This is a genomic window from Gibbsiella greigii (assembly GCF_039540155.1).
In the GTDB taxonomy this organism is placed as follows: domain Bacteria; phylum Pseudomonadota; class Gammaproteobacteria; order Enterobacterales; family Enterobacteriaceae; genus Gibbsiella; species Gibbsiella quercinecans.
In genome coordinates this window covers 677,075-700,528 of sequence record NZ_BAABEM010000006.1, presented here as the reverse complement: position 1 = coordinate 700,528, position 23,454 = coordinate 677,075, and the positions used below count along the sequence as shown (strand labels likewise).

The following is a 23,454-nucleotide window of genomic DNA, read 5'->3' as shown; positions in this document are numbered from 1 at the left end:
GGCGACCAATTGGAGCACAACATGAACACACAACTTCGCGTTGAACATCTTTGCAAGACCTTCGTCCTACACAATCAGCATGGCGTGGCCTTGCCGGTGCTGCACGACGCCAGCCTGGAGGTGAGCGCCGGCGAATGCGTGGTGCTGGACGGCCATTCCGGCAGCGGCAAATCCACGCTGTTGCGCTCGTTATACGCCAACTATCACCCCAACAGCGGCCATATCTGGGTGAAGCACCATGCGAACTGGGTGGACCTGGTCGACGCGCCGGCCCGGCAGGTGCTGGCCATCCGGCGCGATACCATTGGCTGGGTCAGCCAGTTTCTACGGGTGATCCCACGCACCTCCACGCTGGATGTGGTGATCCAGCCGCTGCTGGAACGTGGCGTTGAACGCAGCGTGTGCGAAGCGCGCGCCAAACGGTTGCTGGCCCGGCTCAACGTGCCGGAGCGGCTGTGGGGGTTGGCGCCCTCGACGTTTTCCGGCGGTGAACAGCAGCGCGTGAATATCGCGCGCGGTTTTATCGCCGATTACCCGATTCTTTTGCTGGATGAACCCACCGCGTCTCTCGACAGCGCCAACAGCGATGCCGTGGTGCAGTTGATCGAAGAAGCCCGCGCGCGCGGCGCCGCCATCGTCGGTATTTTCCACGATGATGCCGTACGCGAGCGCCTGGCCGATCGCCTGCACGTAATGAAGCCTCTCCACCAGGAAATGCAAGCATGATTATCAATAACGTTCAGTTAGTGTTGGAAAATGAGGTCGTTTGCGGTTCGTTAGAGATACAGAACGGGCTGATCGGCAGCATCAGCGATTCTGGCAGTGCGTTACCCGAGGCTCTAGACGGTGAAGGGGGCTTCCTGCTGCCGGGCCTGGTCGAGCTGCATACCGACAACCTCGACAAGTTTTTTACCCCGCGCCCCAAGGTTGACTGGCCGGCCTATTCGGCGATGAGCAGCCACGACGCGCTGATGGTGGCCAGTGGCATTACCACCGTGCTGGACGCGATCGCCGTGGGTGACGTGCGCGACGGCGGCCACCGCCTTGATAACCTCACCAAGATGATTGATGCCATCCGCCATAGCCAGGAACAGGGGCTGAACCGCGCCGAACACCGGCTGCATCTGCGCTGCGAGCTGCCGTATGACGCCACGGTGCCGCTGTTTGAGCAACTGATGCATACGCCTGGGCTATCGCTGGTATCGCTGATGGACCATTCCCCCGGCCAGCGCCAGTACACCTCGTTGCAGAAATACCGCGAGTACTTTCAGGGCAAATACCAACTCAATAACCAGCAGATGGCCGAGTTTGAAGAGCAACAGACGCGCCTGGCGGCCCTCTGGTCGCAGCCCAACCGGCGGGCGATCGCCGCGCTGTGCTGCGAACAGGGGATTGCGCTGGCCAGCCATGACGACGCGACGGCGGAGCACGTTGACGAATCGCAGCAGATTGGCAGCGCCATTGCCGAATTCCCGACCACCGAGGCCGCCGCGCAGCGTTCCCGCGAACTGGGGCTGTTGGTGTTGATGGGGGCGCCCAACGTGGTGCGCGGCGGTTCGCACTCCGGCAACGTCTCGGCGATACAGCTGGCGCAACAGGGCCTGCTGGATATTCTTTCCTCTGACTATTATCCCGCCAGCCTGCTCGATGCCGCGTTCCGCCTGGCCCAGGATGACCGTGCCCCCTATGACCTGCCGCGCGCCGTGGCGCTATTAACGCGCAACCCGGCGCACGCCGTTGGGCTGCGCGATCGCGGCGTGATCGCGCAAGGGCTGCGTGCCGATTTGGTGCTGGCGCATACCCGGCACGGCCATGCGCATGTCCGGCATGTGTGGGCGCAAGGCCGGAAGGTGTACTGATGGCGCGCTTAATTTGGCTGATGGGCGCATCGGGCGCGGGCAAGGACAGCCTGCTCAATGCGCTACGCGAGCAGCCGATTGACAATATGTTGGTGGCGCACCGCTATATCACCCGCGCCGCGGACGCCGGCGGTGAAAATCACCTGGCGCTGAGCGAAGCCGAATTTTTGCGCCGCCGGGCGCGCGGGCTGTTCGCCCTTGACTGGCAGGCGCACCGCTACCGCTATGCGCTGGGAATCGAAGTGGATCTGTGGCTGGCCCAGGGGTGGGATGTGATCGCCAACGGTTCCAGGCTGCATCTGCCGCAGGCGGCGGCGCGCTATGGTGCACAGTTGCTGCCGGTGTGCCTGCAGGTCTCGGCGGCGGTGCTGGCGCAGCGCCTGCGTGTGCGTGGCCGGGAAAGCGACAGCGAGATTGAACAACGGCTGCTGCGCGCACGCGAAGCCGCGCCGCCGCACGGCCTGCAGTTGCGTAACGACGGGCCGTTGGCCGCCACGGTGGCGACGCTGCGCCGGCTGCTGGAGGAAAACGCATGAGGCTCACCTTTTTGGGCACCGGCGGGGCGCAACAGGTACCGGTCTTTGGCTGCGATTGCCCGAGCTGCCGGCGGGCTGCGCAATTGCCATTATACCGGCGCGGCCCCTGTAGCGCGCTGATCCAGTGTGACGGGGAGAGCACTCTGCTGGATGCCGGGCAGTGCCATCTGGAACAGCGCTTCCGGCCTGGCGAGCTGCGGCGCATCCTGCTGACCCACTATCATATGGATCACGTTCAGGGGCTGTTCCCGCTGCGCTGGGGCGTGGGTGCCGCTATCCCGGTGTATGGGCCGCCGGATGACGCTGGCTGCGACGATCTGTTCAAACACCCGGGGTTATTGGCCTTTCAGCCGCCGGTCACGCCGTTTGTGGCGATGGCGTTCGGGGCGTTGAGCGTCACGCCCATCCCACTGATTCATTCGAAGCTGACCTACGGCTACCTGTTTGAGTACCAGGGCCGACGGTTGGCCTGGCTATGCGACACCGCCGGCCTGCCGGCGCAAAGCCTGCAGTTCTTGCGCGCCCAGCCGCTCACGCACCTGGTGCTGGACTGCAGCCACCCACCCACGCAGCCCGCGCCGCGTAACCACAACGATGTCACCCAGGCATTGGCGATTTGCCAGGCGTTGTCACCCGCGCAGTGCTGGCTAACCCATTTAAACCATGAAGTAGATAACTGGCTGATCGATAACGCTTTGCCGCCCGGCGTAGCCGCCGCTTACGACGGCCAGATCCTGGTGTTATAGGCTGTCGCGGTTTGTTCATCTTTTAATCATTTAACAGTCATAAAGAGATCACATTGCTTGCCCTTAATAAGTGGCAACCTTCATGTTTAATAAACGGATACCAAGATGGCACAGGCACTATTGAAATCCGCTCCTGAATACTGCACGCAGCTGCGGCCGGTTCGCCAGGCACGGGTGCTCTCCGTGCGCGGGCTGGGCAAAGCCTGGACGGCGCAGCGCCGGGTACTGGACGATATCAACTTCGATCTGCACGCCGGCGAGTTGGTGGCGGTGATCGGCCGCTCCGGGGCTGGGAAATCGACGTTGCTGCATATGCTCAACGGCACCATTTCCGCCACTGACGGCGAAATCATCAATTACGGCGCTAACGGCGAGCAGCAGGATGTGATCAAGCTGAACAGCCGCCAAATGCGCCAGTGGCGTACTGACTGCGGTATGATCTTCCAGGATTTTTGCCTGGTGCCCCGCCTGGATGTACTCACCAACGTATTGCTCGGCCGCCTTAGCCAAACCTCAACGCTCAAATCCATCTTCCGCGTGTTCTCCGACGAAGACCGCGCGCGCGCCATTGAACTGCTGCAATGGTTAAACATGTTGCCGCAGGCCTTGCAGCGTGCGGAAAACCTTTCCGGCGGCCAGATGCAACGCGTCGCGATTTGCCGTGCGCTGATGCAGCAGCCCAAAATCCTGCTGGCAGATGAGCCGGTGGCCTCGCTCGATCCGAAAAATACCCGCCGCATCATGGATGTACTGAGCGAAGTGAGCCAGAAGGGGATCAGTGTGATGGTCAACCTGCATTCGGTTGAACTGGTGAAAAGCCACTGTACGCGGGTGATCGGCATTGCCCAAGGCCGCATTGTGTTTGATGGCCACCCCACACAATTAGACGAAACGCTGCTTCATACGCTGTATGGCGATGAGGTCAATCAACTGAATTAACACTTTTTTGCATCCTTTATTTTTTAATACAACAGCAGGCGACAACATGAAAAAGATCCTTGGTTTGACCACGATGTTAACCGGCGCGCTGATGGCATTTGGCGTGGCTGCAGCCCCCACAGAGCTTAATCTGGGGATTTTGGGCGGGCAGAATGCCACGCAGCAGATCGGTGATAATCAGTGCGTCAAACAGTTCTTCGATAAAGAGCTGGGCGTTGAGACCCGGCTGCGCAACTCTTCCGACTACACCGGCGTGATCCAAGGGCTGCTGGGCGGCAAAGTGGACCTGGTGCTGAGTATGTCTCCGTCATCTTTTGCCTCGGTGTACCTGAAAGATCCTAACGCGGTGGATATCGTCGGGATCGCGGTGGACGATAAAGATCAGTCACGCGGCTATCACTCGGTGGTGGTGGTCAAAGCCGACAGCCCCTACAAAAAACTGGAAGATCTGAAAGGAAAAGCCTTTGGCTTTGCCGATCCGGATTCCACCTCTGGCTTCCTGATCCCCGATCAAACGTTTAAAAAGACGTTTGGCGGCAATAGCGACGACAAATACAACAACTTTTTCTCCAGCGTCACCTTCTCCGGCGGCCATGAGCAGGACATCCTCGGTGTGCTGAACGGCCAGTTTGACGGCGCCGTTACTTGGACATCGATGGTGGGGGATTACAACACCGGCTATACCGTGGGTGCCTTTACCCGCCTGATCCGGATGGATCACCCCAATCTGATGCAGCAAATCCGCATTATCTGGCAATCGCCGCTGATCCCGAACGGCCCGGTGCTGGTCAGCAACAAACTGCCGGCGGATTTTAAACAAAAAGTGGTTGCCGCCATTCACAAGCTGGATAAAGAACAGCACGCCTGCTTCATTAAAGCGATGGGCGGCACGCAGCATATCGGCCCGGCAACCCTGGCCGACTATCAAAACATCATCGACTTGAAACGCGAATTGATGAAGGGCGGCCGCGGTTAACGGTTGGCTATTGCGCCCCTGCTGAACGGCGGGACTGGCCGGGTGCGGTGTAAGCCGTAGCCCGGCTTTGCATCAGGGAGGGGCGACCGACGTTGTGCTGATTAAGAGCCTACAGGATACTGTTTTGAATAACGATTTTGAGCGCTATTACCAACAGATCAAAGGGCGGCAAAAGCGTGATGCCTTGCTTTGGTCTTTGCTGCTGGCCGGCCTGTTTCTTGGCGCCGGCAAAGTGGCGGAATTCAATCTGGCGACCATCTGGCATGCGTTGCCGAACTTCTTTGACTACCTGCGTGAAACGCTGCCGGTGCTGCACTGGCGGCTGCTGTTCGCCGACGGCCGCACCGAAGGCTCTCTGGCCTATTGGGGCTACCGTTTGCACATACAGCTGCCGCTGATTTGGGAAACGCTGCAACTGGCGCTGGCCGCTACCGTGGTGGCGGTCATCGCGGCGGCGATACTGGCCTTTTTCGCCGCTGCCAACACCCAAAGCCCGGCGCCGCTGCGCTTTGCTATCCGGGCGGTGGTCGCATTTTTGCGCACCATGCCGGAGCTGGGCTGGGCGGTGATGTTCGTGATGGCGTTCGGCATCGGCGCTATCCCCGGTTTTTTGGCGCTGGCGCTGCATACCATCGGCAGTTTGACCAAGCTGTTTTATGAGGCGATTGAAAGCGTCTCGGACAAGCCGGTACGCGGGCTGGCGGCCTGCGGCGCCAGCAAGCTGCAGCGGATGCGCTTTGCCTATTGGCCACAGGTCAAGCCGATTTTTCTTTCCTACAGCTTTATGCGCATGGAGATTAACTTCCGCTCGTCGACCATTCTCGGCCTGGTCGGCGCCGGTGGGATCGGCCAGGAGTTGATGACCAACATCAAGCTCGATCGTTACGATCAGGTCAGCATCACCCTGCTGCTGATTATTATTGTGGTGTCCTTGCTGGACAGCGTCTCCGGGCGTTTACGGCGCGTCGTGGTAGAGGGGAGAGCAGCATGATGGCGGTTGTACAGCCCGACGTGGCACGCATGAAAACCGAACATCCGGAACTGTTCCAGATACAGCGGCGGTATTTGCGCCGCGTTACTTTGCTGATATTGGCGATCGTGTTTTATTACCTGTTCTTTTTTCATGCGTTTGGCATCAGTGGGGCGCAGTGGATCAACGGTGTTCAGCAGTTGGGGCGCTATTTTGCCCGTATGTTCATCTGGAAAGATTTTGTTAACTGGCCGTTTGGCTACTATCTCTCGCAAATCGCCATCACGCTGGCGATTGTGTTTGCCGGCACCATCACCGCCACGCTGCTGGCATTGCCGATCTCATTCTTTGCCGCCCGTAATGTGATGCAGGGCCGCCTGCTGCGGCCGATTGCCTTGCTGGTGCGCCGGCTGCTGGATATTTTCCGCGGTATTGATATGGCTATCTGGGGGCTGATATTCGTGCGCGCCGTGGGGTTGGGGCCACTGGCCGGGGTGCTGGCGATCGTCATGCAGGATGTCGGCCTGCTCGGCAAACTCTATGCCGAAGGGCATGAGGCGGTGGAGCGCTCGCCGGGCCGCGGCCTGAACGCGGTGGGCGCCAACGTGTTGCAAAAGCACCGCTTCGGCATCTTTACCCAATCCTTCCCGACGTTTTTAGCGCTGAGCCTGTACCAGATCGAATCCAACACCCGTTCCGCCGCAGTGCTGGGCTTTGTCGGGGCCGGAGGCGTTGGCCTGGTGTATGCGGAAAACATGCGCCTGTGGAACTGGGACGTGGTGATGTTTATTACGCTGATCCTGGTGGTGATCGTCATGGTGATGGACGCCATCTCGGCGCGGCTGCGGCAGCGCTATATCGTGGGCAAGGCTATCCCGTTGTTTAATCAGGGCGAATAAGCATGGCCACTGCCGTTGCCTGTCGGGATTAAAAGCGTATCATTGTACTAATACGATGGGGTATTTGAGGGTGGTACAATGTTGACAACCGTGTTGATGTACGCGCTGGCATCGCTGGCGGTTACGGTGATACCCGGCCCAACCATGTTGCTCGCACTGACAAACGGCGTGAGCAAAAGCAAGAAAGTTATTTTGATGGGGGTCGCCGGGGCAGCGCTTTCCGATTTTATCCTGATTGGTATGGTGGCGCTGGGGCTAGGCTCGCTATTGCTTGCCTCCAACACGTTGTTTTCAGTGGTAAAATGGCTTGGCGCCGGCTACCTTTTTTGGCTCTCCTGGAAGTTATGGCGCTCAACGCCGGCGATGTTAAAACCGCTGGCCGGTGAGCCGGCCACCCAGCGCAGCGGCAAGCGGGCGTTTATGCGCAGCCTGCTGGCGGCGTTGTCAAACCCGAAAGGGCTGCTGTTTTTTTCCGCTTTCCTGCCGCAGTTTATCGTTGTCAATCATCCCCTGGTGCCGCAATACGTTGCGTTTGCTTGCACAACGGTGGCGATAGATGTGGCTATCATGCTGCTTTACGCCTTTGGCGGCATGCAGGCTGCGCGCTTACTCACGGTGGTCGGCTTAAAAAGGCTCAATCGCATCAGCGCCGCACTGATGTTCTTTCTTGCCGGCGGCCTGGCCGTCTGGCGCCGTAATTGAGAACATGTACGGCGATCCGGTGAGCTGGTTTATTGCCCAGGAAATGGCCCATTGGTCAGGGCAACAAACCACCCCACGGTAAACGCATCGCGTCGTGCAGGATGCAGGAGAAGATAAGCTACTGGCAGTTCGCCCTTTCCAGCCGGCGGTAGAGCGTGCTGCGGGAAATCCCCAGCTTTTTCGCCGCCAGGCTCATATTGCCGTTGGCTGCGCGAATCGCCGCCTGTTCATCCAGCGCCTCTGGCGCCGCGGGGGCGCTTTGCGGTGGGAGAGGGGGATCGATCTCTTGCGGCAGATCCGCCAGGCTAATTCTGTCACCGTCATTGGCCAGCGCCAGCAGCACCTTCAGCACGCTCAGCAACTGGCGCACGTTGCCCGGCCATGGTTGGCGTGCAAGGTGGCTTACAACCTCTTCCGGCAGCACGATGTCGCGATGCTCTGCGCCCAGTTCTTGCCACAGACGACGGATCAAACGCGGCACCTGCGGCCATGCACGCAATGGCGGAATGTGCAGGCGGTATTCCTGAATGCGGTAGAGCAAATCCTCGCGGAATTCGCCGGCCTGCACCATAGCGGCAAGATCGCGGTGGGTGGCGCAGATCAGGGCGAAATTCACCGGGAAGGCGCGGCTGCCGCCTAGCGGCGTGACGCTTTTCTCCTGCAATACCCGCAGAAGGCGGGTCTGCAGCGCCAGCGGCATATCGCCGATTTCATCCAGGAACAGTACGCCGCCATCGGCTTCGCGCAGTTTGCCGATATAGCCTTTGGGGTTGGCGCCGGTGAAAGCGCCGGGAACGTAGCCAAACAGCTCGGATTCAATCAGGTTTTCCGGCAGCGCCGCGCAGTTGATCGCCACAAAACGCCCGTGTTGCCATTTGCTGGCGGTATACAGGCGGTGGCTGAAGTGCTCTTTGCCGCAGCCGGTTTCACCGGTAATGCACAGGGCGATGCCGGCGTTGAGTATCCGCAGCGCCTTCTCTTTATTGATGCCGTTGTCTTCGAGGGGGTCTTCCGCCGGCGCCAGCGAGAAGTAACGCTGCGCCGGCGCGGAACGGGTGGCGAAATACCGTTGCTGGTTGCTGGCCAGCAGCGTTTGCAGGCCGCCTGCCGGTGGGCATTGTGCAAACAGGTTGTCGAACTGCAGGGTGCCGATGTGTTTTGGCGCCAGGTGGAACGCATTCATGGCCAGCTTGTTGGCCGCCATCAACACATCGTCTTCAAACACCAGCAGCAGTTCCTGCGTGCTGCCGAGCTGGCTGCTATCGCTGTGCAGGCGCAGCAGCCAGCGCCGGGCGGAAACGGTGTTTTTCACCCAGTGGTATTCAATATCGCGCACCGCCTGGCGAATCAGCCTGCCGGCCTGCTGATGGGGTTGCTGGGCGGGGGCGGACAGATCCAAAATGCCTGCGATGTGGCCGTCGGGGCGAAATAGCGGCGCGGCGGAACAAAATAGCGTGGCGTTTTGCGCCAGGAAATGCTCGGCGCCCGCCACTTCGCAGGGCGTATGCAGCGCCAGCGCGGTGCCGATTGCGTTGGTGCCGCGGGCGTGTTCTCCCCACAAATTGCCCGGCGCCAGGGCGATACGCTCCGCTTTATGCAGAAAATCATGATTGCCGCAGGTTTCCAGCACCAGCCCGGAGGCATCCGCCACCACCAGGATGGCGTTTCGCCTGATGATCTCGGCAGTCAGCCGCCGGAGCAACGGGCGTGCGATAGAGACAATCCAGTGGTTTTGTTCTTGAGCTTCTTTGAGCAGGGCGCTGGGCAGATAGGGGAGCGCTTCGTCATCACGGCACAGGCCATAGCGCTGGCTGCGTTGCCAGGAGTCGGTCAGCAGGCCGGAGAGGTGAGGGGCCGTGACGCAGGGTACAGAATGCCGGGAATGGCTCGCTATTCTTTGTGGCATCGCGCGCTCCAGGATAATTCAATGTGATTTTTATGTATCATTTTAGTGTATTTGTTGTTGCGACATGCGACACAAAAACGAAACAGTAAATCATTTTTCTCCCCCGTTCTTGTTCAATCTTTCACGGAATATTTCTGATAACTGTTTGTTAAAATAGAGCTTTTACTCTTTCCCTCAATAAGTTTCCTCAGTTGGCATAAGAGATGCTTATGCCTCACGGTGCCGGCGCATTGCGCGTATGGCCACTGTAGCGTCACTTTCTGATGAGGAGCTTCTCATGAAATATATTCATCCTGGACAGCCCGGTGCGCGTATCGCTTTTAAAACGCGTTATGGGAATTACATTGGCGGTAAATTTGTTGAACCTGTTTCCGGAAACTACTTCACCAATACCACACCGGTAACGGGTGAAGATGTGGCGCAGTTCCCGCGCTCCGACGCGCAAGATATTGAGCTGGCGTTGGATGCCGCCCATGCTGCCGCAGACGCATGGGGGAAAACCAGTGTGCAGGAGCGCAGCAATGTGCTGCTGGCGATTGCCGATCGCATCGAAAACCATCTGGAAACGTTGGCGTTGGCGGAAACCTGGGACAACGGTAAACCCATCCGTGAAACCCTGAATGCCGATATTCCGCTGGCCGCCGACCATTTCCGCTACTTTGCCGGGTGCCTGCGCGCGCAGGAAGGCAGCGTGGCGGAAATTGACCAGCACACGGTGGCCTATCACATCTACGAACCGCTCGGCGTGGTGGGGCAGATTATCCCCTGGAACTTCCCGCTGTTGATGGCGGCCTGGAAGCTGGCGCCGGCGTTGGCCGGGGGCAACTGCGTGGTGCTCAAACCGGCCGAGCAAACGCCGCTTAGCATCTGTGTGCTCATGGAGTTGATTGGCGATCTGCTGCCGGCTGGGGTGGTGAACGTGGTGCATGGCTACGGCATTGAAGTGGGTGAACCCCTGGCGCGCAGCAAGCGCATTGAGAAAATCGCTTTCACCGGCTCAACCCTGGTTGGGCGCCACATTTTGTCTTGCGCAGCGGAAAACATTATCCCCAGCACCGTGGAGCTGGGCGGCAAGTCGCCCAATATTTTCTTTGAGGATATTTTCCGCGGTGAGCCGGAGTTCCTTGATAAGGCGGTGGAAGGGGTCATTTTGGGCTTCTTCAACCAGGGTGAAGTGTGCACCTGCCCGTCGCGCGTGCTGGTGCAGGAGTCGATTTACCCGCAGTTTGTGGAGAAGGTGCTCGCCCGCATCGCCAACATTCACAAAGGCGATCCGTTTGATACCGCCACCATGGTTGGCGCGCAGGCATCGAAAGAGCAGTTCGACAAAATCCTTTCTTATATCGAGATCGCCAAAAACGAGGGCGGCGAGATCCTGACCGGCGGCTCGCAGGTGCGGCACGACGCCGCGCTGCGCAACGGTTTCTACATCCACCCGACGTTGATCAAAGGGCACAACGGCATGCGTTGTTTCCAGGAGGAAATTTTCGGCCCAGTGATCGGCATCACCACGTTTAAAGATGAGGCGGAAGCCATTGCGCTGGCCAACGATACCGAATACGGCTTGGGCGCCGGCGTATGGACGCTGGATGCCAACCGGGTGTGGCGCATGGGGCGGGCCATCAAAGCCGGCCGCGTCTGGACCAACTGCTACCACATCTACCCGGCCCACGCCGCTTTCGGCGGTTATAAAAACTCCGGCATCGGCCGGGAAACCCACAAGGTTGCCTTATCGCACTATCAGCAGGTGAAAAACCTGCTGGTGAGCTATGACACCAAGCCACTCGGTCTGTTCTAGAAAATGCCCTGTTATCCCTACAAAATACGAGGTTACTATGAAAAAGATGAAAGCCGCTGTGGTTAACGCCTTTGGCAAACCGTTGGTGATTGACGACGTTCCGGTGCCGGAAATCACCCCAGGCAAGATCCTGATCAAAATAGAGGCCACCGGCGTCTGCCATACCGATCTGCACGCGGTGGACGGCGACTGGCCGATCAAACCCAACCCGCCCTTTATTCCCGGCCACGAAGGCGTGGGCCATATCGTGGCCGTCGGCAAAGGCGTGAAACACCTGAAAGAGGGCGATCGGGTTGGCGTTCCGTGGCTCTATTCCGCCTGCGGGCATTGCGAACACTGTTTGGGCGGTTGGGAAACCCTGTGTCACACCCAGCAAAACGCCGGTTACTCGGTCAACGGCAGCTTTGCGGAATATTGCCTGGCGGACGCCAACTATGTGGGGATCCTGCCCAAAGGCGTCGACTTTATCGGCATTGCGCCGATCCTGTGCGCCGGCGTGACGGTGTACAAAGGGTTGAAAATGACCAACACCAAAGCCGGTGACTGGGTGGTGATTTCCGGCATTGGCGGCCTGGGGCACTTGGCGATCCAGTATGCCCGCGCCATGGGGTTGAACGTGGCGGCGGTGGATATCGACAACGATAAGCTCGAATTTGCCAAAAAGCTGGGGGCCACGGTGGTCGCCAATGCCAAAGAGGTTGATCCCGGCACCTGGTTCCACGAGCAGTTCGGCGGGGCGCATGGCGTGCTGGTAACCGCCGTTTCGCCGAAGGCGTTCGCTCAGGCGACGACCGTGATGCGCCGCGGCGGCACTATGGTGCTTAACGGGTTGCCGCCGGGCCGGTTCGATCTTTCGATCTTTGATATGGTGCTGGATGGCATCACGGTGCGTGGTTCGATTGTCGGCACGCGTAAGGATCTGCAGGAAGCGCTGGATTTCGCCGGCCATAAAAAAGTGGCTGCGGAGGTGACGGCCGAGCCGTTAGAAAACATTAACGATATTTTCACCCGCATGCGCGAAGGCCATATTACCGGCCGCGTGGTGGTTGATATGTCGCTGTAACCCTGCCAGGCCGCCGCTTGCCGGCGGCCTTGTCCGCATACCGGCCCTGGTTGGGGCTATACTGGTTCCTTATCACTAATTCCATCGTAAGGAACCGCGCTAACGTGAAGCCCCTGCTGGGATGGGTACTGATTATTGCGGCGCTGGCGCTAATGCTGCCCTGGGGCCTGCGTTATCTGCCGGCGGCCTATAACCCTTTTGCGCCGCTGTCGGTGAGCGATCCGCCCACGCTGATTACCCACTACAAGCTCAAACGCCTGGTTGACGATCCGGCTGCCTGTATGGCGGTGCTGGAGCGCGCCCGCGCCGCCGGTTTCGTCACTTTCAGCACCGCGACCCCGGTGACGGGCAACTGTCCGCTGCCGGCGCCGGTGCGTATCCAGCGATTTGCCGGCGTGGCTTTAAGCAGCAGTTTTCTCAGCAACTGCGCGATGGCGGTCAGCAGTACGATGTTTGTGATGGAGGCGAAAACCCTCACCGCGCAAAGCCCGTTGAATTCGCCGCTGGTGCGGATTGACCATCTGGGCAGCTATGCGTGCCGCAACGTTTACCACCGGGCGCAGGGGCGGTTAAGCGAACACGCCACGGCGGAAGCCTGGGACCTGGCGGCCTTCCGCTTGGAAAACGGCGAGCGGCTTAGCGTGCTGGATAACTGGCAGCGACCGGCGGAGAAGGCGGCGTTGCTCCAGCAGTTGAATCTGGCAGGGTGTGATTACTTCGGCAATGCGTTGGGGCCGGATTATAACGCGGCACACGCCAACCATTTTCATTTCGGCATGCGGGGTTTTGGGCTGTGTTCCGTACCAGGGCGGTGAGATTTGATGTGGTTCGGTGAGGTTTCAGTCGCCACCATGCCGTCGTTTTTTGCAGCGCCGCAGCCCGTTACCGCCTGCGCCTTTGGTTAATTGTTACACCCGGCTCATATTGCGAGTCTGAAAGTGAGAGAAAAAACATGTTTGATACTGGTAAATAATATACATTCTCATTTGTTCGCAGTTAAAGATCTTTCGGGTGATGTAACGTAATGTCGATGGGATTAACCACAAAAAAGGAATGATTATGTCGTGGGAATACAATCAAAGCACAGGTGTGCTTACTCACAATAGGGCTTTTTTTTCAAAAGGGTATAGCGGCGTAGGTGCCGGGGAAAACAATCCAGCAATGGAGCGGGAAAGAAGTACCGGGCCAATACCCAAAGGCCATTACAGGATTGCCGGGTCTCACGATACCGTGACAAGAGTAACCATTATTTTACAGCCGATTTTAGGTACGAATACATTTGGGCGTGATAGTTTCCGTATTCACGGTGGTAAAAAATCTGGAGCGCATACTGCATCTCAGGGGTGCATCATCATTGATGGTGTTGCCCGCAGGCAGCAGATTATAAACAGTGGCGATACAATGCTGGTGGTAAAATGATGAAAAAAACGGTATTGGCCTCCTGCCTGTTGTCTGTGTCTGCTTTTGCTGCTCATCCAACTGCGCCGCAACTGACAGAGCAAATTAAGCTGAAAGGTGCACAGGCTGTTATATCCGGCTTGTATGCCGATAATGAGAAAGAATGGCAATATGTTACTGGGGAGATTGGAAAAGGCGGTAGAGATTGGATTAAAATCGCCGCTTTACTGGCCCCCGGTAGCGATGCTGATTCTGCCGAAACACTGAGTGAAGCTGTTGGCACGGCTATCCCACATAATCCTTCTGGTGTCCTCAGTATTATAACCGAGCAATATACTCCGCTTAGCCTAGGGGTAGTGTGCGGGTTGCCATTCTACAGTCTGACAGAGCTGCAATTTAATCAATATGTCGTGGATGCTATACGGGCACTTTATAAAGTGCCATCAAGTAAAGCATGTATAGATACGATGGTTAACGTGATTGGAACTTCAAACGGATTTAACGAGGATAATTAAAAAATGGCGATCCCAGCTTATTTGTTTTTAAAAGACGATGGCGGTAACTTAATTAAAGGTTCTGTTAATGTAACAGGTCGGGAGGACAGTATTGAAGTATTGGGCATGCATCACATGGTTAACATCCTTACGGATGATGCCAGCGGCAAGATTACCGGTACGTGCCAGCATATGGCGTACATGATTGAAAAGGAAGTTGATTCATCATCTTCTTACCTTTATAAGGCGCTGACTACCGGGCAAACACTGAAATCAGCAGAGTTAAAATTTTATCGCATTAATTACGCCGGGCAGGAAGAGGAATATTTTAACGTCTTGCTGGAGAATGTGCGAGTGGTAAATGTGATGCCTGTCATGCTGGATATTAAAGATATCAGTAAAGATAAATTTAATCATATGGAGGTTGTGGAGTTTCGGTACGAGAAAATTACATGGCATTATCTGGATGGTAATATCATGTACTCTGATTGCTGGGCTTCCCGTCCTGTAGCTGCGGCCTGAGTTGTCTGTATGGTGTTCTTGGTCGCCACGACGCCGTTGTTTTCTGCGCCGTCCTGGCGGTTTCGCCTATGCGCCGTTCCGCCGTTCGGCGCCTTCAATGGCTTCAACCCCGGTGCTCCACTCACCAAATCAATCGTCTTTGAGATTAATGAATTAACCCATTAACCGATACCACCACCGTATGCCCCGACGTTGCACCTGAATGGTGCAAACCAAGCGCCGCCGACCTATGCGCCATGGCGGCCGCCTTTACCGAATGGCTAAATCCCCCCGTTATGCCTGCTTTGCTCGCCAGCGCTTCACCTTTTCCGCCCTGATGGCGCAAGAAAAGTAAAAAAAATGGCGGTATTTCAAGACTGGCGGGATTTTTGCTAGTGAATTGTGGGGGGCGTCTCATTAGGCCCTCGCGTAATTTATTTTTTCTATCTACACATAAACGTGATTACTCCACGCCGCCGGCGTCCGCTAAAACAGTGCTGAGGAAAAGAATAATGTCAGTGAAATTGATGAAAAGTCCGCTCGCTGCTCTGCTTATCGGTTGTTTTAGTTCTGCTTTTTATGCTCATGCCGATATTGTTATTGGCGTTGCCGGGCCATTCTCCGGCCCGAATGCCACTTATGGGGATCAATATTGGCGTGGGGCCTCGCAGGCCGCCGCGGATATTAATGCCGCTGGGGGCATCAAGGGGGAAAAGATCAAGCTGGTGCAGGGGGATGACGCCTGTGAACCGAAACAGGCGGTGGCCGTCGCCAACCGGCTGGTGGATCAGGAGCACGTTGCCGCCGTGGTGGGGCATTTCTGCTCATCGTCCACCATGCCGGCCTCCGAGGTGTATGACGAAGCCGGTATTCTGGCGATCACCCCCGGTTCCACCAACCCGCAGATTACCGAACGCGGCATGACCAACATGTTCCGCATGTGCGGCCGCGACGATCAGCAAGGTGGGATTGCCGCCGACTATATGATCGACAAACTGAAGGCGAAAAACATCGTCATCATCCACGACAAAGATACCTATGGCCAAGGGTTGGCGGATGCGGCCAAGGCGGCGCTTGCCAAACGCGGCGTGAAAGAAGTGATGTATGAGGGGCTGTCGCGCGGTGAAAAGGATTTCAACGCGCTGGTCACCAAAATCGCTTCTGTGAAGCCGGACGTGGTCTACTTTGGCGGCTGCCACCCAGAGGCCGGCCCGCTGGTACGCCAAATGCGTGAGCAGGGCGTGCAGGCGAAGTTCTTCTCCGGCGACTGTGTGGTGACGGAAGAATTGGTTACCGCCGCCGGCGGGCCGCAATACACCAACGGCGTATTGATGACCTTCGGCAGCGATCCACGCCAGATCCCGGACGGCAAAGCGGTGATCGCCAAGTTCCGGGCCGCGGGTTTTGAGCCGGAAGGCTATACCCTCTATTCCTATGCGTCTATTCAGGCCATCGCCGCTGCCTTCAGCGCTACCGGCGGCAAAGACAGCGCCAAGGCCAGCGAATGGTTGAAATCACACGATGTGGATACGGTGATGGGCAAAAAAGCCTGGGACAGCAAAGGCGATCTGAAAGTGTCCGACTACGTGGTTTATCAGTGGGATGACCAAGGGAAATACCACCAGCTGTGATTCCTGGCTGGCGCTTCGACGGGCCCATGTGAACGTGGGCCTGTACCCCAACCCCTTTTGGCCGCCTGTTGTTAAGCTTGCGGCCTGCCACAGGCGAGACTGCTTATTATGGATGTTTTCTTTCTGCAACAGTTGGTTAACGGCCTGACCCTGGGCGCGGTATACGGTTTGATCGCCATTGGTTATACCATGGTGTATGGCATTATCGGCATGATCAACTTCGCCCATGGCGAAGTGTATATGATCTCTGCCTACCTGTGTGCCATTGGCCTGGCGCTGCTTTCCTTCTTCGGCCTGCAATCTTTCCCGCTGCTGATCCTCGGCACGCTGGCCTTTACCATTGTGGTGACCGCCGTTTACGGCTGGGTGATTGAGCGTATCGCCTATAAGCCGCTGCGCAACTCTACTCGCCTGGCGCCATTGATTTCCGCCATCGGCATGTCGCTGATCTTGCAAAACTACGCGCAAATCAGCCAAGGGCCGCGCCAGCAGGGTATCCCGACGCTGCTCGACGGTGTGTTCCGCATCAACTTCGACGGCGGCATCATCCAGATCACCTATACCAAAGTGTTTATTCTGGTTGCTTCGCTGCTGGGCATGGCGATCCTCACCTATATCATCCAGCACACCCGGTTAGGACGCGTGTGCCGCGCCACCCAGCAGGATCGCAAAATGGCGTCCATCCTGGGGATTAATACCGACCGGGTTATCTCGACGGTGTTTGTGATCGGGGCCGCGATGGCCGGGCTGGCCGGGGTGCTGGTCACCATGAACTACGGTACCTTCGATTTTTACGTCGGCTTTATCATCGGCATCAAAGCGTTCACTGCGGCGGTGCTGGGCGGGATTGGCTCTCTGCCGGGTGCGATGCTTGGCGGGCTGTTGCTGGGCGTGGCCGAAGCGCAGTTTGCCGGCATGGTGAACTCTGATTACAAAGACGTTTTCTCGTTCGCACTGTTGGTGGTGATCCTGATTTTCCGCCCCCAGGGCCTGTTGGGCCGGCCAATGATCGCCAAAGTGTGAAGGAGCCGCTATGTCGCAAACCCAAGTACACTCAGGGCTGGATATCAAACGCAGCCTAATGGATGCCGTGTTGGCGGGGCTGATTGCACTGATCGTGTTCGGCCCTATCGTTGGCATTGTGCTCAATGGCTACAGCTTTAATTTTGAACCGCAGCGGCTGGTAGGGATTATCGCCATCGTGATGGCCGGGCGCCTGTTGTTGAGCCTGTTTTTGCAAACCGGCCCGGGGCGCAGGCTACAGGCCCGCTTTGAGGGAGGCAACGACGGCGTCTATGTGCGGCCGCTCGGCGCCAAAAGCAACCTGCGCTGGATTATCCCGCTGTTTGCCGTGCTGGCGCTGTTGCTGCCGTTCGTTGCCAGCAAATATTTGCTGACTGTGGCGATCCTCGGGCTGATCTACGTGCTGCTCGGGCTGGGGCTGAATATTGTGGTAGGGCTGGCCGGGCTGCTCGATCTGGGCTACGTGGCGTTTTACGCCATCGGCGCCTATGGGCTGGCGCTGGGGTACCAGTACCTTGGGCTGGGGTTCTGGGCGATGCTGCCGCTGGGCGCGCTGATGGCGGCGCTGGCCGGCGCCTTGCTCGGTTTCCCAGTGCTGCGTATGCACGGCGACTATCTGGCGATCGTCACCCTGGGCTTTGGCGAAATCATCCGTCTGGTGCTCAATAACTGGGTATCGCTGACCGGCGGGCCGAACGGCGTTTCCGTGCCGTCGCCCACCTTTTTTGGGCTGGAGTTTTCCCGCCGCGCCCGCGATGGCGGGGTGCCTTTCCACGAGTTTTTCGGCCTGAGCTACAACCCCAATATGAAGTTTATCTTCATTTACGCGGTGTTGTGCCTGGTAGTGCTGCTGGTGCTGTTTATTAAACACCGGCTTACACGCATGCCGATTGGCCGGGCGTGGGAAGCACTGCGCGAAGATGAGATCGCCTGCCGCTCACTGGGGCTGAACCATGTGCTGGTCAAGCTCTCGGCATTTATGATCGGGGCCTCTACCGCCGGCATTGCCGGGGTGTTCTTCGCCAGCTATCAGGGGTTTGTTAACCCCACCTCCTTTACCTTTTTTGAATCGGCGCTGATCCTGGCGATTGTGGTGCTGGGCGGCATGGGTTCCACCCTGGGCGTGGTGCTGGCGGCGTTCGTGCTGACGGTGGCGCCGGAACTGCTGCGTAGCTTTGCCGAATACCGTGTGCTGCTGTTCGGCGTGCTGATGGTACTGATGATGATCTGGCGGCCGCGCGGGCTGGTGCGCATTGGCCGCAGCAGCTTTGCGCCGCGGCAGGGGGTGCGCCATGAGTGATGCGATTTTGCGTGTGGAGCACCTGATGATGCATTTCGGCGGCATCAAAGCGTTAAACGACGTTAATCTGGAGGTGGCGCGCGGTTCCATCACCGCCCTGATTGGCCCCAACGGCGCCGGAAAAACCACAGTGTTCAACTGCCTGACCGGGTTTTATCGTGCCAGCGGCGGCCGCATTTTGCTCAACACGCAGCACAGGCCCACGGATGTGATCCGCGTGCTGGGGCAACGCTTCCGCGCCGACGACTGGATTAAACCCGCCCAGTTGGGCGCGCGCCTCTACTATAAAATGTTCGGCGGCACCCACCTGGTCAACCGCGCCGGGCTGGCGCGCACCTTCCAAAATATCCGCCTGTTTCGTGAAATGTCGGTGGTGGAAAACCTGCTGGTGGCGCAGCACATGTTGAGCAACCGTAACCTGCTCGCCGGGGTGTTTAATACGCCGGCCTACCGCAAAGCGGAAAGCGAAGCGTTGGATCGCGCGTTCTACTGGCTGGAGGTTGTGGAACTGGTGGATTGCGCCAACCGCTTGGCGGGCGAGATGTCCTACGGCCAGCAGCGCCGGCTGGAGATTGCCCGCGCCATGTGCACCGTGCCGGAGATGATCTGCCTTGATGAACCGGCGGCGGGGCTGAACCCGGTAGAGACGGCGACCCTGAGCCGGATTATTCGTTTCCTGCGGCAGCAGCACGGCATTACCGTGTTGCTGATTGAGCATGATATGGGCATGGTGATGGAAATTTCAGACCATGTGATCGTGCTCGATCACGGCGATGTGATCGCCCGCGGTACGCCGAAGGAGATCCAAAATAACGACAGCGTGATCGCCGCTTATCTGGGCGCCGATGAGGAGGAACTGGCGGGATGAGTGATGTGATGCTGGAATTTCGCGATGTGGATGTGCACTACGGCCCGATACAGGCATTGCAACAGGTATCGCTGCAGGTTCATCAGGGGGAGACGGTGGCGCTGATCGGCGCCAACGGCGCGGGTAAATCGACGCTGCTGATGTCTATCTTCGGCCAGCCGCGCATCAGCGGCGGCCAGATCCTGTTTCAGGGGGAGGATATCAGCCGGCGTTCAACGCACTTTATCGCCAGCAGCGGGATCGCCCAGGTGCCGGAGGGGCGGCGTATTTTCCCGGATATGAGCGTGGAGGAAAACCTGCTGATTGGCGCCATTACTATAGGCAATCACTATATTGATGAGGATATACAGCGCATGTTCGCGCTGTTCCCGCGCCTGAAGGAGCGGCGTAACCAACGGGCGATGACCATGTCTGGCGGTGAGCAGCAGATGCTGGCGATTGCCCGCGCGCTGATGAGCCGGCCAAAGCTGCTGCTGTTGGATGAACCCAGCCTGGGGTTGGCGCCGCTGATCGTCAAACAGATCTTCAGCATCCTGCGCGAGCTGGCGCAGGAAGGGATGACGATTTTCCTGGTGGAGCAAAACGCCAACCACGCGCTGAAGCTCTCCGATCGCGGCTATGTGATGGTCAACGGACAGATTCGCCTAAGCGGCCAGGGCGCGGAACTGCTGAGCAATCAGGAAGTGCGCAAGGCCTACCTGGGCGGGGCATAATCAGGGTAATTTTTATTGGGCGCATTGGGGAGGGCATTAGTATATCCGCCATGCAGGTGCGGCGTTGAGCCGCACCTGGGCGCGCTGGGGTTACCCATTGCTCTTTTGCAGGCGCAGGCCGTGGTTGCCTTGGTAGTCAGGGCTAGCGGGGGGCTGCCAGCCGGTGAGCAATGCCGCGTCCGGCCGGTAGATTTCGATCCCCAGCGGGCGGCAGACAGACAGCGTATCCTGCGCGTCATCCCCCCACATCGGCAGCGATAAGTCACCGCCCGGGCAGGTGGAAATGGCGCACAGCAGATCGATTTCGGCAAAAAACTCCAGGTAATCGCCCTTGCGTGCCGGGCAGGCCTTCATAAAGTATTTGTCTTCATCGTTCAGGCCGGTGCACTGGAACACGTTCATCACATCGTGCACGTCAAACTCGGTTAGCCCATAGGGCTGCACGGCCCGCGTCAGGTTGGAGTGGCAGTGAAAGTCAAAGTCTTCGCCGGTCAGCAATTTGTTCACATAAGGATCGCAGCGGGTGCCCAGCAGATCGTGCACCCGCCCGCCGTGTTCATCAATGCCATAGTCCGCCAGCGTATCGGCGGTAATAGTGGCGATCGGGCGCATAAACGGCAGGTTCGACCACAGGCGATCAAAGGTGGATAAATGGGCGCGCTGCAGTTGGCGGGTGCGCGCCACCCACATTCTCTCGCGTGGATTATGGCGGTTCCAGATATTCAAATCGCCCACCTGCGGGCCTTCCGGCGTGGTGATGCGAAACAGGTGGCCGGCCGGCACTTCCCAGGCGAAGCCGGTGCGAATAGGCACCCGATGCTGCGCGGTCAATAGCCGCTTGCCGTCGGCCAGCGCCTGATAAAAATCGCGGTCGACATCCAGGGCGGAGCCTTTGGTGCTTTGGTATGCGGCAGGATAAGAAGACATATTAAACTCCATTCATTCGCGTGTTGAACGCACTCATAATTTGTTGTTCGGACTGCTCGAGATAGGCGGTCAGCGCCTGGCAGGCTTCTTCTTTGCGTTGTTCGCACAATAGCGCCCACAACGCCCGATCGCGTTCCAGCCAGGGGCGTTGGAAGCTCGGCTCGTGTTCGCCGGTGGCGAACAGCAGGCGCAGTTGCGCCAGCAGCACGCTGAAAAAATCGTTAAAGCGGGCGCAGCCCAGCATATGGACAATGCGCTGGTGAAAACGCAGGCTGTGCGTGCCGAAGGTGCGCCAGTCATTGGCATCGGCGGCGGCGGCGGATTGATCGAGGTGCGTTTTCATTTTTTGCAGATGAAACGCGCTGATGGTGTCGGCGGCCTGTATTGCCAGCACTTCCAGGTGGCGGCGGGCCTTATAAATATCCCGCACGTCGCGTTGCGTGAACTGGCAAACGAACACCCCGCGATGGTGGTGGTAGTTGACCAACCCTTCGCCATGCAAAAAACGCAGCGCTTCACGCAGGGTATTGCGCGAGGTGTCGCACAGCGTGGTCAGTTCGTTCTCCGCCAGCGCCTGGCCTGCCCGCAGGTTGCCGTTGATGATATTTTCCCGCAGCAATATCGCAATGCGTTGGAAGGCGGGAACGTTCTCCAGCGAGGCGTCTTCCGGTATTTCAATTTTTAAACTGAGCATGCTTTCGGCCCCATATCCTGAATGAAACGGTGAATCCGATGATCGCGCATTTGCAGAATATCGCCGGGCGCGGCGTCTATCTCCACATTGCCGTGCTCCATAAACACCACCCGATCGGCGATAGAAAACGCAAATTTCATCTCATGGGTGACAATCAACATGGTGATGCCCTCATCGGCTAAGCGGGCGATGACCTCCAGCACTTCGGTTACTCGCTCTGGATCCAGCGCGGAAGTGGGCTCATCGAACAACACTACGCTCGGCTGCATCACCAGCGTGCGGGCGATCGCCACCCGCTGCTGTTGGCCGCCGGAAAGCTGATGCGGGTATTTGTTGGCGTGCTCCAGCATGCCGACCTTATCCAGCATGGCCAGGCAGCGCTGCCTTAGCGGCTCTTTCTCCTCGTGGAAATGCGCCAGCGGCGCGAGCATCAGGTTTTCAAGCACATTTTTATGGGGAAACAGGTTAAAGTTTTGGAATACCATGCCCAGCTTGGTAATGCGCGCGCGCCAGGGCAGCGCATTTTCCGCTTGTCCGGCGTCGATAAACGGGTGGCCCAATAGCCTGACCGAGCCGCCATCAAGCGTCTCCAATCCATTAATGGTGCGAATCAGGGTGGTTTTGCCGGAGCCGGAAGGGCCGATAATGGCAATAACCTCACCGGGGCGCACATTCAGATCGATACCGTTGAGTACGGTTTTGCCGTTAAATGCCTTTTGGATGTTTTTGAGTTCCAGTATCGGCTTGGCCGCCGCGCTGGCGGCACGGCGTGTGAGGGGCGCCGGCTGCGGCAATGCCGGGCGCACATGCTGCACGTCCAACAGCCCCGGCGTGCGCCGCTGAATATCCAGCCGTTGTTCCAGCCAGGCGAACAGACGTTCAAAAATCGTCACGATCAGCACGTAATAGAAAGCCACCGCCAGCATGGTTTCCATCACCTTGAAGTTATCGGTATATAGCCGTTCGCCGACCATCAGAATTTCCGCCAGCGAGATAACCGAAACCAGCGAAGTCATTTTGACGATGGTGATGAATTCGTTCACCAGCGTCGGCAGTGAAATACGAAATGCCTGTGGGATCACTATTTTCAGGCGGATTTGCCCTTTGCTGAGCCCGAGCGCTTTGCCGGCTTCAAACTGGCCGCGTTGGACGGCGATTAACCCACCGCGGTGTATTTCCGCAATATAAGCCGTCTCGCTTAAAATCAGCGCCAGTGCGCCGGCGATAAACGGGTTGCCCAGCAGCACGCCGCTATCGGGCCAGATTTGCGGCAGGTTAAAAATGAAAATCAGCAACACCAGCAGCGGCAGGCTGCGGAATAGCCAGATGTATACGGCGGCCAGGTTGCTGAGAAACCGATGTGGAGACTGGCGGGCAAACGCCACGACCAGCCCCAGAATGACGCTGCACACCCACGTCAGCAGGCTCAACTGCACCACCAGCCAACTGGCCTGCCAGAAATCGGCAAAAGTTAAGAGCCCTAACAGATAATGCCAGTCAAACTGCATCGC

General features: G+C 58.0%; 24 protein-coding genes. 20 read left to right on the top strand and 4 right to left on the bottom strand.

Annotated elements, in window-relative coordinates:
* The first annotated feature begins 21 nt into the window (after positions 1-21).
* The 9 genes from phnL (at position 22) to AC559G_RS06385 (ending at position 7,627) form a co-directional block, all read left to right on the top strand.
* Positions 22-726, top strand: a complete 705-nt coding sequence (gene phnL, locus AC559G_RS06425) for a phosphonate C-P lyase system protein PhnL (protein WP_095848882.1) — start codon at positions 22-24, stop codon at positions 724-726.
* Complete coding sequence (phnM, locus tag AC559G_RS06420) at positions 723-1,859, top strand: alpha-D-ribose 1-methylphosphonate 5-triphosphate diphosphatase (RefSeq protein ID WP_498911929.1); 1,137 nt, start codon at positions 723-725, stop codon at positions 1,857-1,859. Before phnL ends, phnM begins: the two co-directional genes overlap by 4 nt.
* The gene (phnN, locus tag AC559G_RS06415) at positions 1,859-2,395 is read left to right on the top strand and encodes a nucleoside/nucleotide kinase family protein (RefSeq protein WP_498911928.1); all 537 of its coding nucleotides are present in this window, start codon (positions 1,859-1,861) and stop codon (positions 2,393-2,395) included. Before phnM ends, phnN begins: the two co-directional genes overlap by 1 nt.
* Positions 2,392-3,141, top strand: a complete 750-nt coding sequence (phnP, locus tag AC559G_RS06410; protein ID WP_498911927.1) for an MBL fold metallo-hydrolase — start codon at positions 2,392-2,394, stop codon at positions 3,139-3,141. The genes phnN and phnP overlap by 4 nt, the downstream gene beginning before the upstream one ends.
* Positions 3,142-3,246: 105 nt before the next feature.
* On the top strand, positions 3,247-4,080 hold the full coding sequence (gene phnC, locus AC559G_RS06405; protein ID WP_498911926.1) for a phosphonate ABC transporter ATP-binding protein: 834 nt from the start codon (positions 3,247-3,249) through the stop codon (positions 4,078-4,080).
* A gap of 46 nt (positions 4,081-4,126) precedes the next feature.
* A complete protein-coding gene (gene phnD / locus AC559G_RS06400; RefSeq protein ID WP_121555269.1) occupies positions 4,127-5,056 on the top strand; it encodes a phosphonate ABC transporter substrate-binding protein in 930 nt (309 codons plus the stop codon).
* 124 nt (positions 5,057-5,180) lie between these two features.
* Complete coding sequence (gene phnE, locus AC559G_RS06395; protein WP_438598917.1) at positions 5,181-6,047, top strand: phosphonate ABC transporter, permease protein PhnE; 867 nt, start codon at positions 5,181-5,183, stop codon at positions 6,045-6,047.
* On the top strand, positions 6,047-6,925 hold the full coding sequence (phnE, locus tag AC559G_RS06390; RefSeq protein WP_498911961.1) for a phosphonate ABC transporter, permease protein PhnE: 879 nt from the start codon (positions 6,047-6,049) through the stop codon (positions 6,923-6,925). Before phnE (AC559G_RS06395) ends, phnE (AC559G_RS06390) begins: the two co-directional genes overlap by 1 nt.
* 78 nt (positions 6,926-7,003) lie before the next feature.
* Positions 7,004-7,627 (top strand): LysE family translocator, encoded by a 624-nt coding sequence (locus tag AC559G_RS06385; protein ID WP_498911925.1) that lies wholly within the window; start codon positions 7,004-7,006, stop codon positions 7,625-7,627.
* Positions 7,628-7,745: 118 nt separating this feature from the next.
* On the opposite strand, the gene AC559G_RS06380 is transcribed toward AC559G_RS06385, so the two are convergent.
* Positions 7,746-9,533 carry a sigma-54-dependent Fis family transcriptional regulator gene (locus AC559G_RS06380; protein WP_498911924.1) on the bottom strand — a complete coding sequence of 596 codons (1,788 nt, stop codon included), beginning with the start codon at positions 9,531-9,533 and terminating at the stop codon, positions 7,746-7,748.
* A 277-nt stretch (positions 9,534-9,810) separates the two neighbouring features.
* Between AC559G_RS06380 and exaC the strand changes: the two genes are divergently transcribed.
* The 11 genes from exaC (at position 9,811) to AC559G_RS06325 (ending at position 20,322) form a co-directional block, all read left to right on the top strand.
* Positions 9,811-11,331, top strand: coding sequence for an aldehyde dehydrogenase family protein (exaC, locus tag AC559G_RS06375; RefSeq protein WP_498911923.1), 1,521 nt, complete (start codon positions 9,811-9,813; stop codon positions 11,329-11,331).
* Positions 11,332-11,368: 37 nt separating this feature from the next.
* Complete coding sequence (adhP, locus tag AC559G_RS06370) at positions 11,369-12,394, top strand: alcohol dehydrogenase AdhP (protein WP_346079674.1); 1,026 nt, start codon at positions 11,369-11,371, stop codon at positions 12,392-12,394.
* 104 nt (positions 12,395-12,498) lie between these two features.
* Complete coding sequence (locus AC559G_RS06365) at positions 12,499-13,209, top strand: extensin-like domain-containing protein (RefSeq protein ID WP_498911922.1); 711 nt, start codon at positions 12,499-12,501, stop codon at positions 13,207-13,209.
* Between the two features lie 244 nt (positions 13,210-13,453).
* Positions 13,454-13,813: a tlde1 domain-containing protein gene (locus tag AC559G_RS06360; RefSeq protein WP_498911921.1), complete on the top strand. Its 360-nt coding sequence runs from the start codon at positions 13,454-13,456 to the stop codon at positions 13,811-13,813.
* Positions 13,810-14,307 carry a hypothetical protein gene (locus tag AC559G_RS06355; protein WP_498911920.1) on the top strand — a complete coding sequence of 166 codons (498 nt, stop codon included), beginning with the start codon at positions 13,810-13,812 and terminating at the stop codon, positions 14,305-14,307. Before AC559G_RS06360 ends, AC559G_RS06355 begins: the two co-directional genes overlap by 4 nt.
* A 3-nt stretch (positions 14,308-14,310) precedes the next feature.
* Positions 14,311-14,808, top strand: a complete 498-nt coding sequence (locus AC559G_RS06350; RefSeq protein ID WP_498911919.1) for an Hcp family type VI secretion system effector — start codon at positions 14,311-14,313, stop codon at positions 14,806-14,808.
* A 491-nt stretch (positions 14,809-15,299) separates the two neighbouring features.
* Complete coding sequence (locus AC559G_RS06345; RefSeq protein WP_346079678.1) at positions 15,300-16,418, top strand: branched-chain amino acid ABC transporter substrate-binding protein; 1,119 nt, start codon at positions 15,300-15,302, stop codon at positions 16,416-16,418.
* Positions 16,419-16,526: 108 nt separating this feature from the next.
* On the top strand, positions 16,527-17,441 hold the full coding sequence (locus AC559G_RS06340; RefSeq protein ID WP_095844904.1) for an ABC transporter permease subunit: 915 nt from the start codon (positions 16,527-16,529) through the stop codon (positions 17,439-17,441).
* A gap of 10 nt (positions 17,442-17,451) precedes the next feature.
* Positions 17,452-18,741, top strand: coding sequence for a high-affinity branched-chain amino acid ABC transporter permease LivM (gene livM / locus AC559G_RS06335; protein WP_438596541.1), 1,290 nt, complete (start codon positions 17,452-17,454; stop codon positions 18,739-18,741).
* A complete protein-coding gene (locus AC559G_RS06330; protein ID WP_498911918.1) occupies positions 18,734-19,609 on the top strand; it encodes an ABC transporter ATP-binding protein in 876 nt (291 codons plus the stop codon). Before livM ends, AC559G_RS06330 begins: the two co-directional genes overlap by 8 nt.
* Positions 19,606-20,322 (top strand): ABC transporter ATP-binding protein, encoded by a 717-nt coding sequence (locus AC559G_RS06325; RefSeq protein ID WP_498911917.1) that lies wholly within the window; start codon positions 19,606-19,608, stop codon positions 20,320-20,322. The genes AC559G_RS06330 and AC559G_RS06325 overlap by 4 nt, the downstream gene beginning before the upstream one ends.
* 90 nt (positions 20,323-20,412) lie before the next feature.
* Here AC559G_RS06325 and AC559G_RS06320 read toward each other — a convergent pair whose 3' ends face one another.
* From AC559G_RS06320 to AC559G_RS06310, 3 genes are read right to left on the bottom strand one after another with little or no spacing between them, the layout of a single operon-like run.
* A complete protein-coding gene (locus AC559G_RS06320) occupies positions 20,413-21,249 on the bottom strand; it encodes an urea carboxylase-associated family protein (RefSeq protein ID WP_498911916.1) in 837 nt (278 codons plus the stop codon).
* Position 21,250: 1 nt separating this feature from the next.
* Positions 21,251-21,943, bottom strand: a complete 693-nt coding sequence (locus AC559G_RS06315; RefSeq protein ID WP_438596538.1) for a GntR family transcriptional regulator — start codon at positions 21,941-21,943, stop codon at positions 21,251-21,253.
* Positions 21,931-23,451 carry an amino acid ABC transporter permease/ATP-binding protein gene (locus AC559G_RS06310; RefSeq protein ID WP_498911915.1) on the bottom strand — a complete coding sequence of 507 codons (1,521 nt, stop codon included), beginning with the start codon at positions 23,449-23,451 and terminating at the stop codon, positions 21,931-21,933. The genes AC559G_RS06315 and AC559G_RS06310 overlap by 13 nt, the downstream gene beginning before the upstream one ends.
* Positions 23,452-23,454: the final 3 nt, after the last annotated feature.

What these genes read in the sequence shown, in the direction of transcription:
- AC559G_RS06310 (WP_498911915.1), bottom strand. Translation starts at nt 23,451, where the DNA reads ATGCAGTTTGACTGGCATTATCTGTTAGGGCTCTTAACTTTTGCCGAT.
- phnE (WP_498911961.1), top strand. Translation starts at nt 6,047, where the DNA reads ATGGCGGTTGTACAGCCCGACGTGGCACGCATGAAAACCGAACATCCG.
- adhP (WP_346079674.1), top strand. Translation starts at nt 11,369, where the DNA reads ATGAAAAAGATGAAAGCCGCTGTGGTTAACGCCTTTGGCAAACCGTTG.
- AC559G_RS06355 (WP_498911920.1), top strand. Translation starts at nt 13,810, where the DNA reads ATGATGAAAAAAACGGTATTGGCCTCCTGCCTGTTGTCTGTGTCTGCT.
- phnC (WP_498911926.1), top strand. Translation starts at nt 3,247, where the DNA reads ATGGCACAGGCACTATTGAAATCCGCTCCTGAATACTGCACGCAGCTG.
- phnD (WP_121555269.1), top strand. Translation starts at nt 4,127, where the DNA reads ATGAAAAAGATCCTTGGTTTGACCACGATGTTAACCGGCGCGCTGATG.
- AC559G_RS06330 (WP_498911918.1), top strand. Translation starts at nt 18,734, where the DNA reads ATGAGTGATGCGATTTTGCGTGTGGAGCACCTGATGATGCATTTCGGC.
- phnN (WP_498911928.1), top strand. Translation starts at nt 1,859, where the DNA reads ATGGCGCGCTTAATTTGGCTGATGGGCGCATCGGGCGCGGGCAAGGAC.
- phnL (WP_095848882.1), top strand. Translation starts at nt 22, where the DNA reads ATGAACACACAACTTCGCGTTGAACATCTTTGCAAGACCTTCGTCCTA.
- livM (WP_438596541.1), top strand. Translation starts at nt 17,452, where the DNA reads ATGTCGCAAACCCAAGTACACTCAGGGCTGGATATCAAACGCAGCCTA.
- exaC (WP_498911923.1), top strand. Translation starts at nt 9,811, where the DNA reads ATGAAATATATTCATCCTGGACAGCCCGGTGCGCGTATCGCTTTTAAA.
- AC559G_RS06380 (WP_498911924.1), bottom strand. Translation starts at nt 9,533, where the DNA reads ATGCCACAAAGAATAGCGAGCCATTCCCGGCATTCTGTACCCTGCGTC.
- AC559G_RS06350 (WP_498911919.1), top strand. Translation starts at nt 14,311, where the DNA reads ATGGCGATCCCAGCTTATTTGTTTTTAAAAGACGATGGCGGTAACTTA.
- phnM (WP_498911929.1), top strand. Translation starts at nt 723, where the DNA reads ATGATTATCAATAACGTTCAGTTAGTGTTGGAAAATGAGGTCGTTTGC.
- AC559G_RS06325 (WP_498911917.1), top strand. Translation starts at nt 19,606, where the DNA reads ATGAGTGATGTGATGCTGGAATTTCGCGATGTGGATGTGCACTACGGC.
- AC559G_RS06385 (WP_498911925.1), top strand. Translation starts at nt 7,004, where the DNA reads ATGTTGACAACCGTGTTGATGTACGCGCTGGCATCGCTGGCGGTTACG.
- AC559G_RS06320 (WP_498911916.1), bottom strand. Translation starts at nt 21,249, where the DNA reads ATGTCTTCTTATCCTGCCGCATACCAAAGCACCAAAGGCTCCGCCCTG.
- phnP (WP_498911927.1), top strand. Translation starts at nt 2,392, where the DNA reads ATGAGGCTCACCTTTTTGGGCACCGGCGGGGCGCAACAGGTACCGGTC.
- AC559G_RS06315 (WP_438596538.1), bottom strand. Translation starts at nt 21,943, where the DNA reads ATGCTCAGTTTAAAAATTGAAATACCGGAAGACGCCTCGCTGGAGAAC.
- AC559G_RS06360 (WP_498911921.1), top strand. Translation starts at nt 13,454, where the DNA reads ATGTCGTGGGAATACAATCAAAGCACAGGTGTGCTTACTCACAATAGG.
- AC559G_RS06345 (WP_346079678.1), top strand. Translation starts at nt 15,300, where the DNA reads ATGTCAGTGAAATTGATGAAAAGTCCGCTCGCTGCTCTGCTTATCGGT.
- AC559G_RS06340 (WP_095844904.1), top strand. Translation starts at nt 16,527, where the DNA reads ATGGATGTTTTCTTTCTGCAACAGTTGGTTAACGGCCTGACCCTGGGC.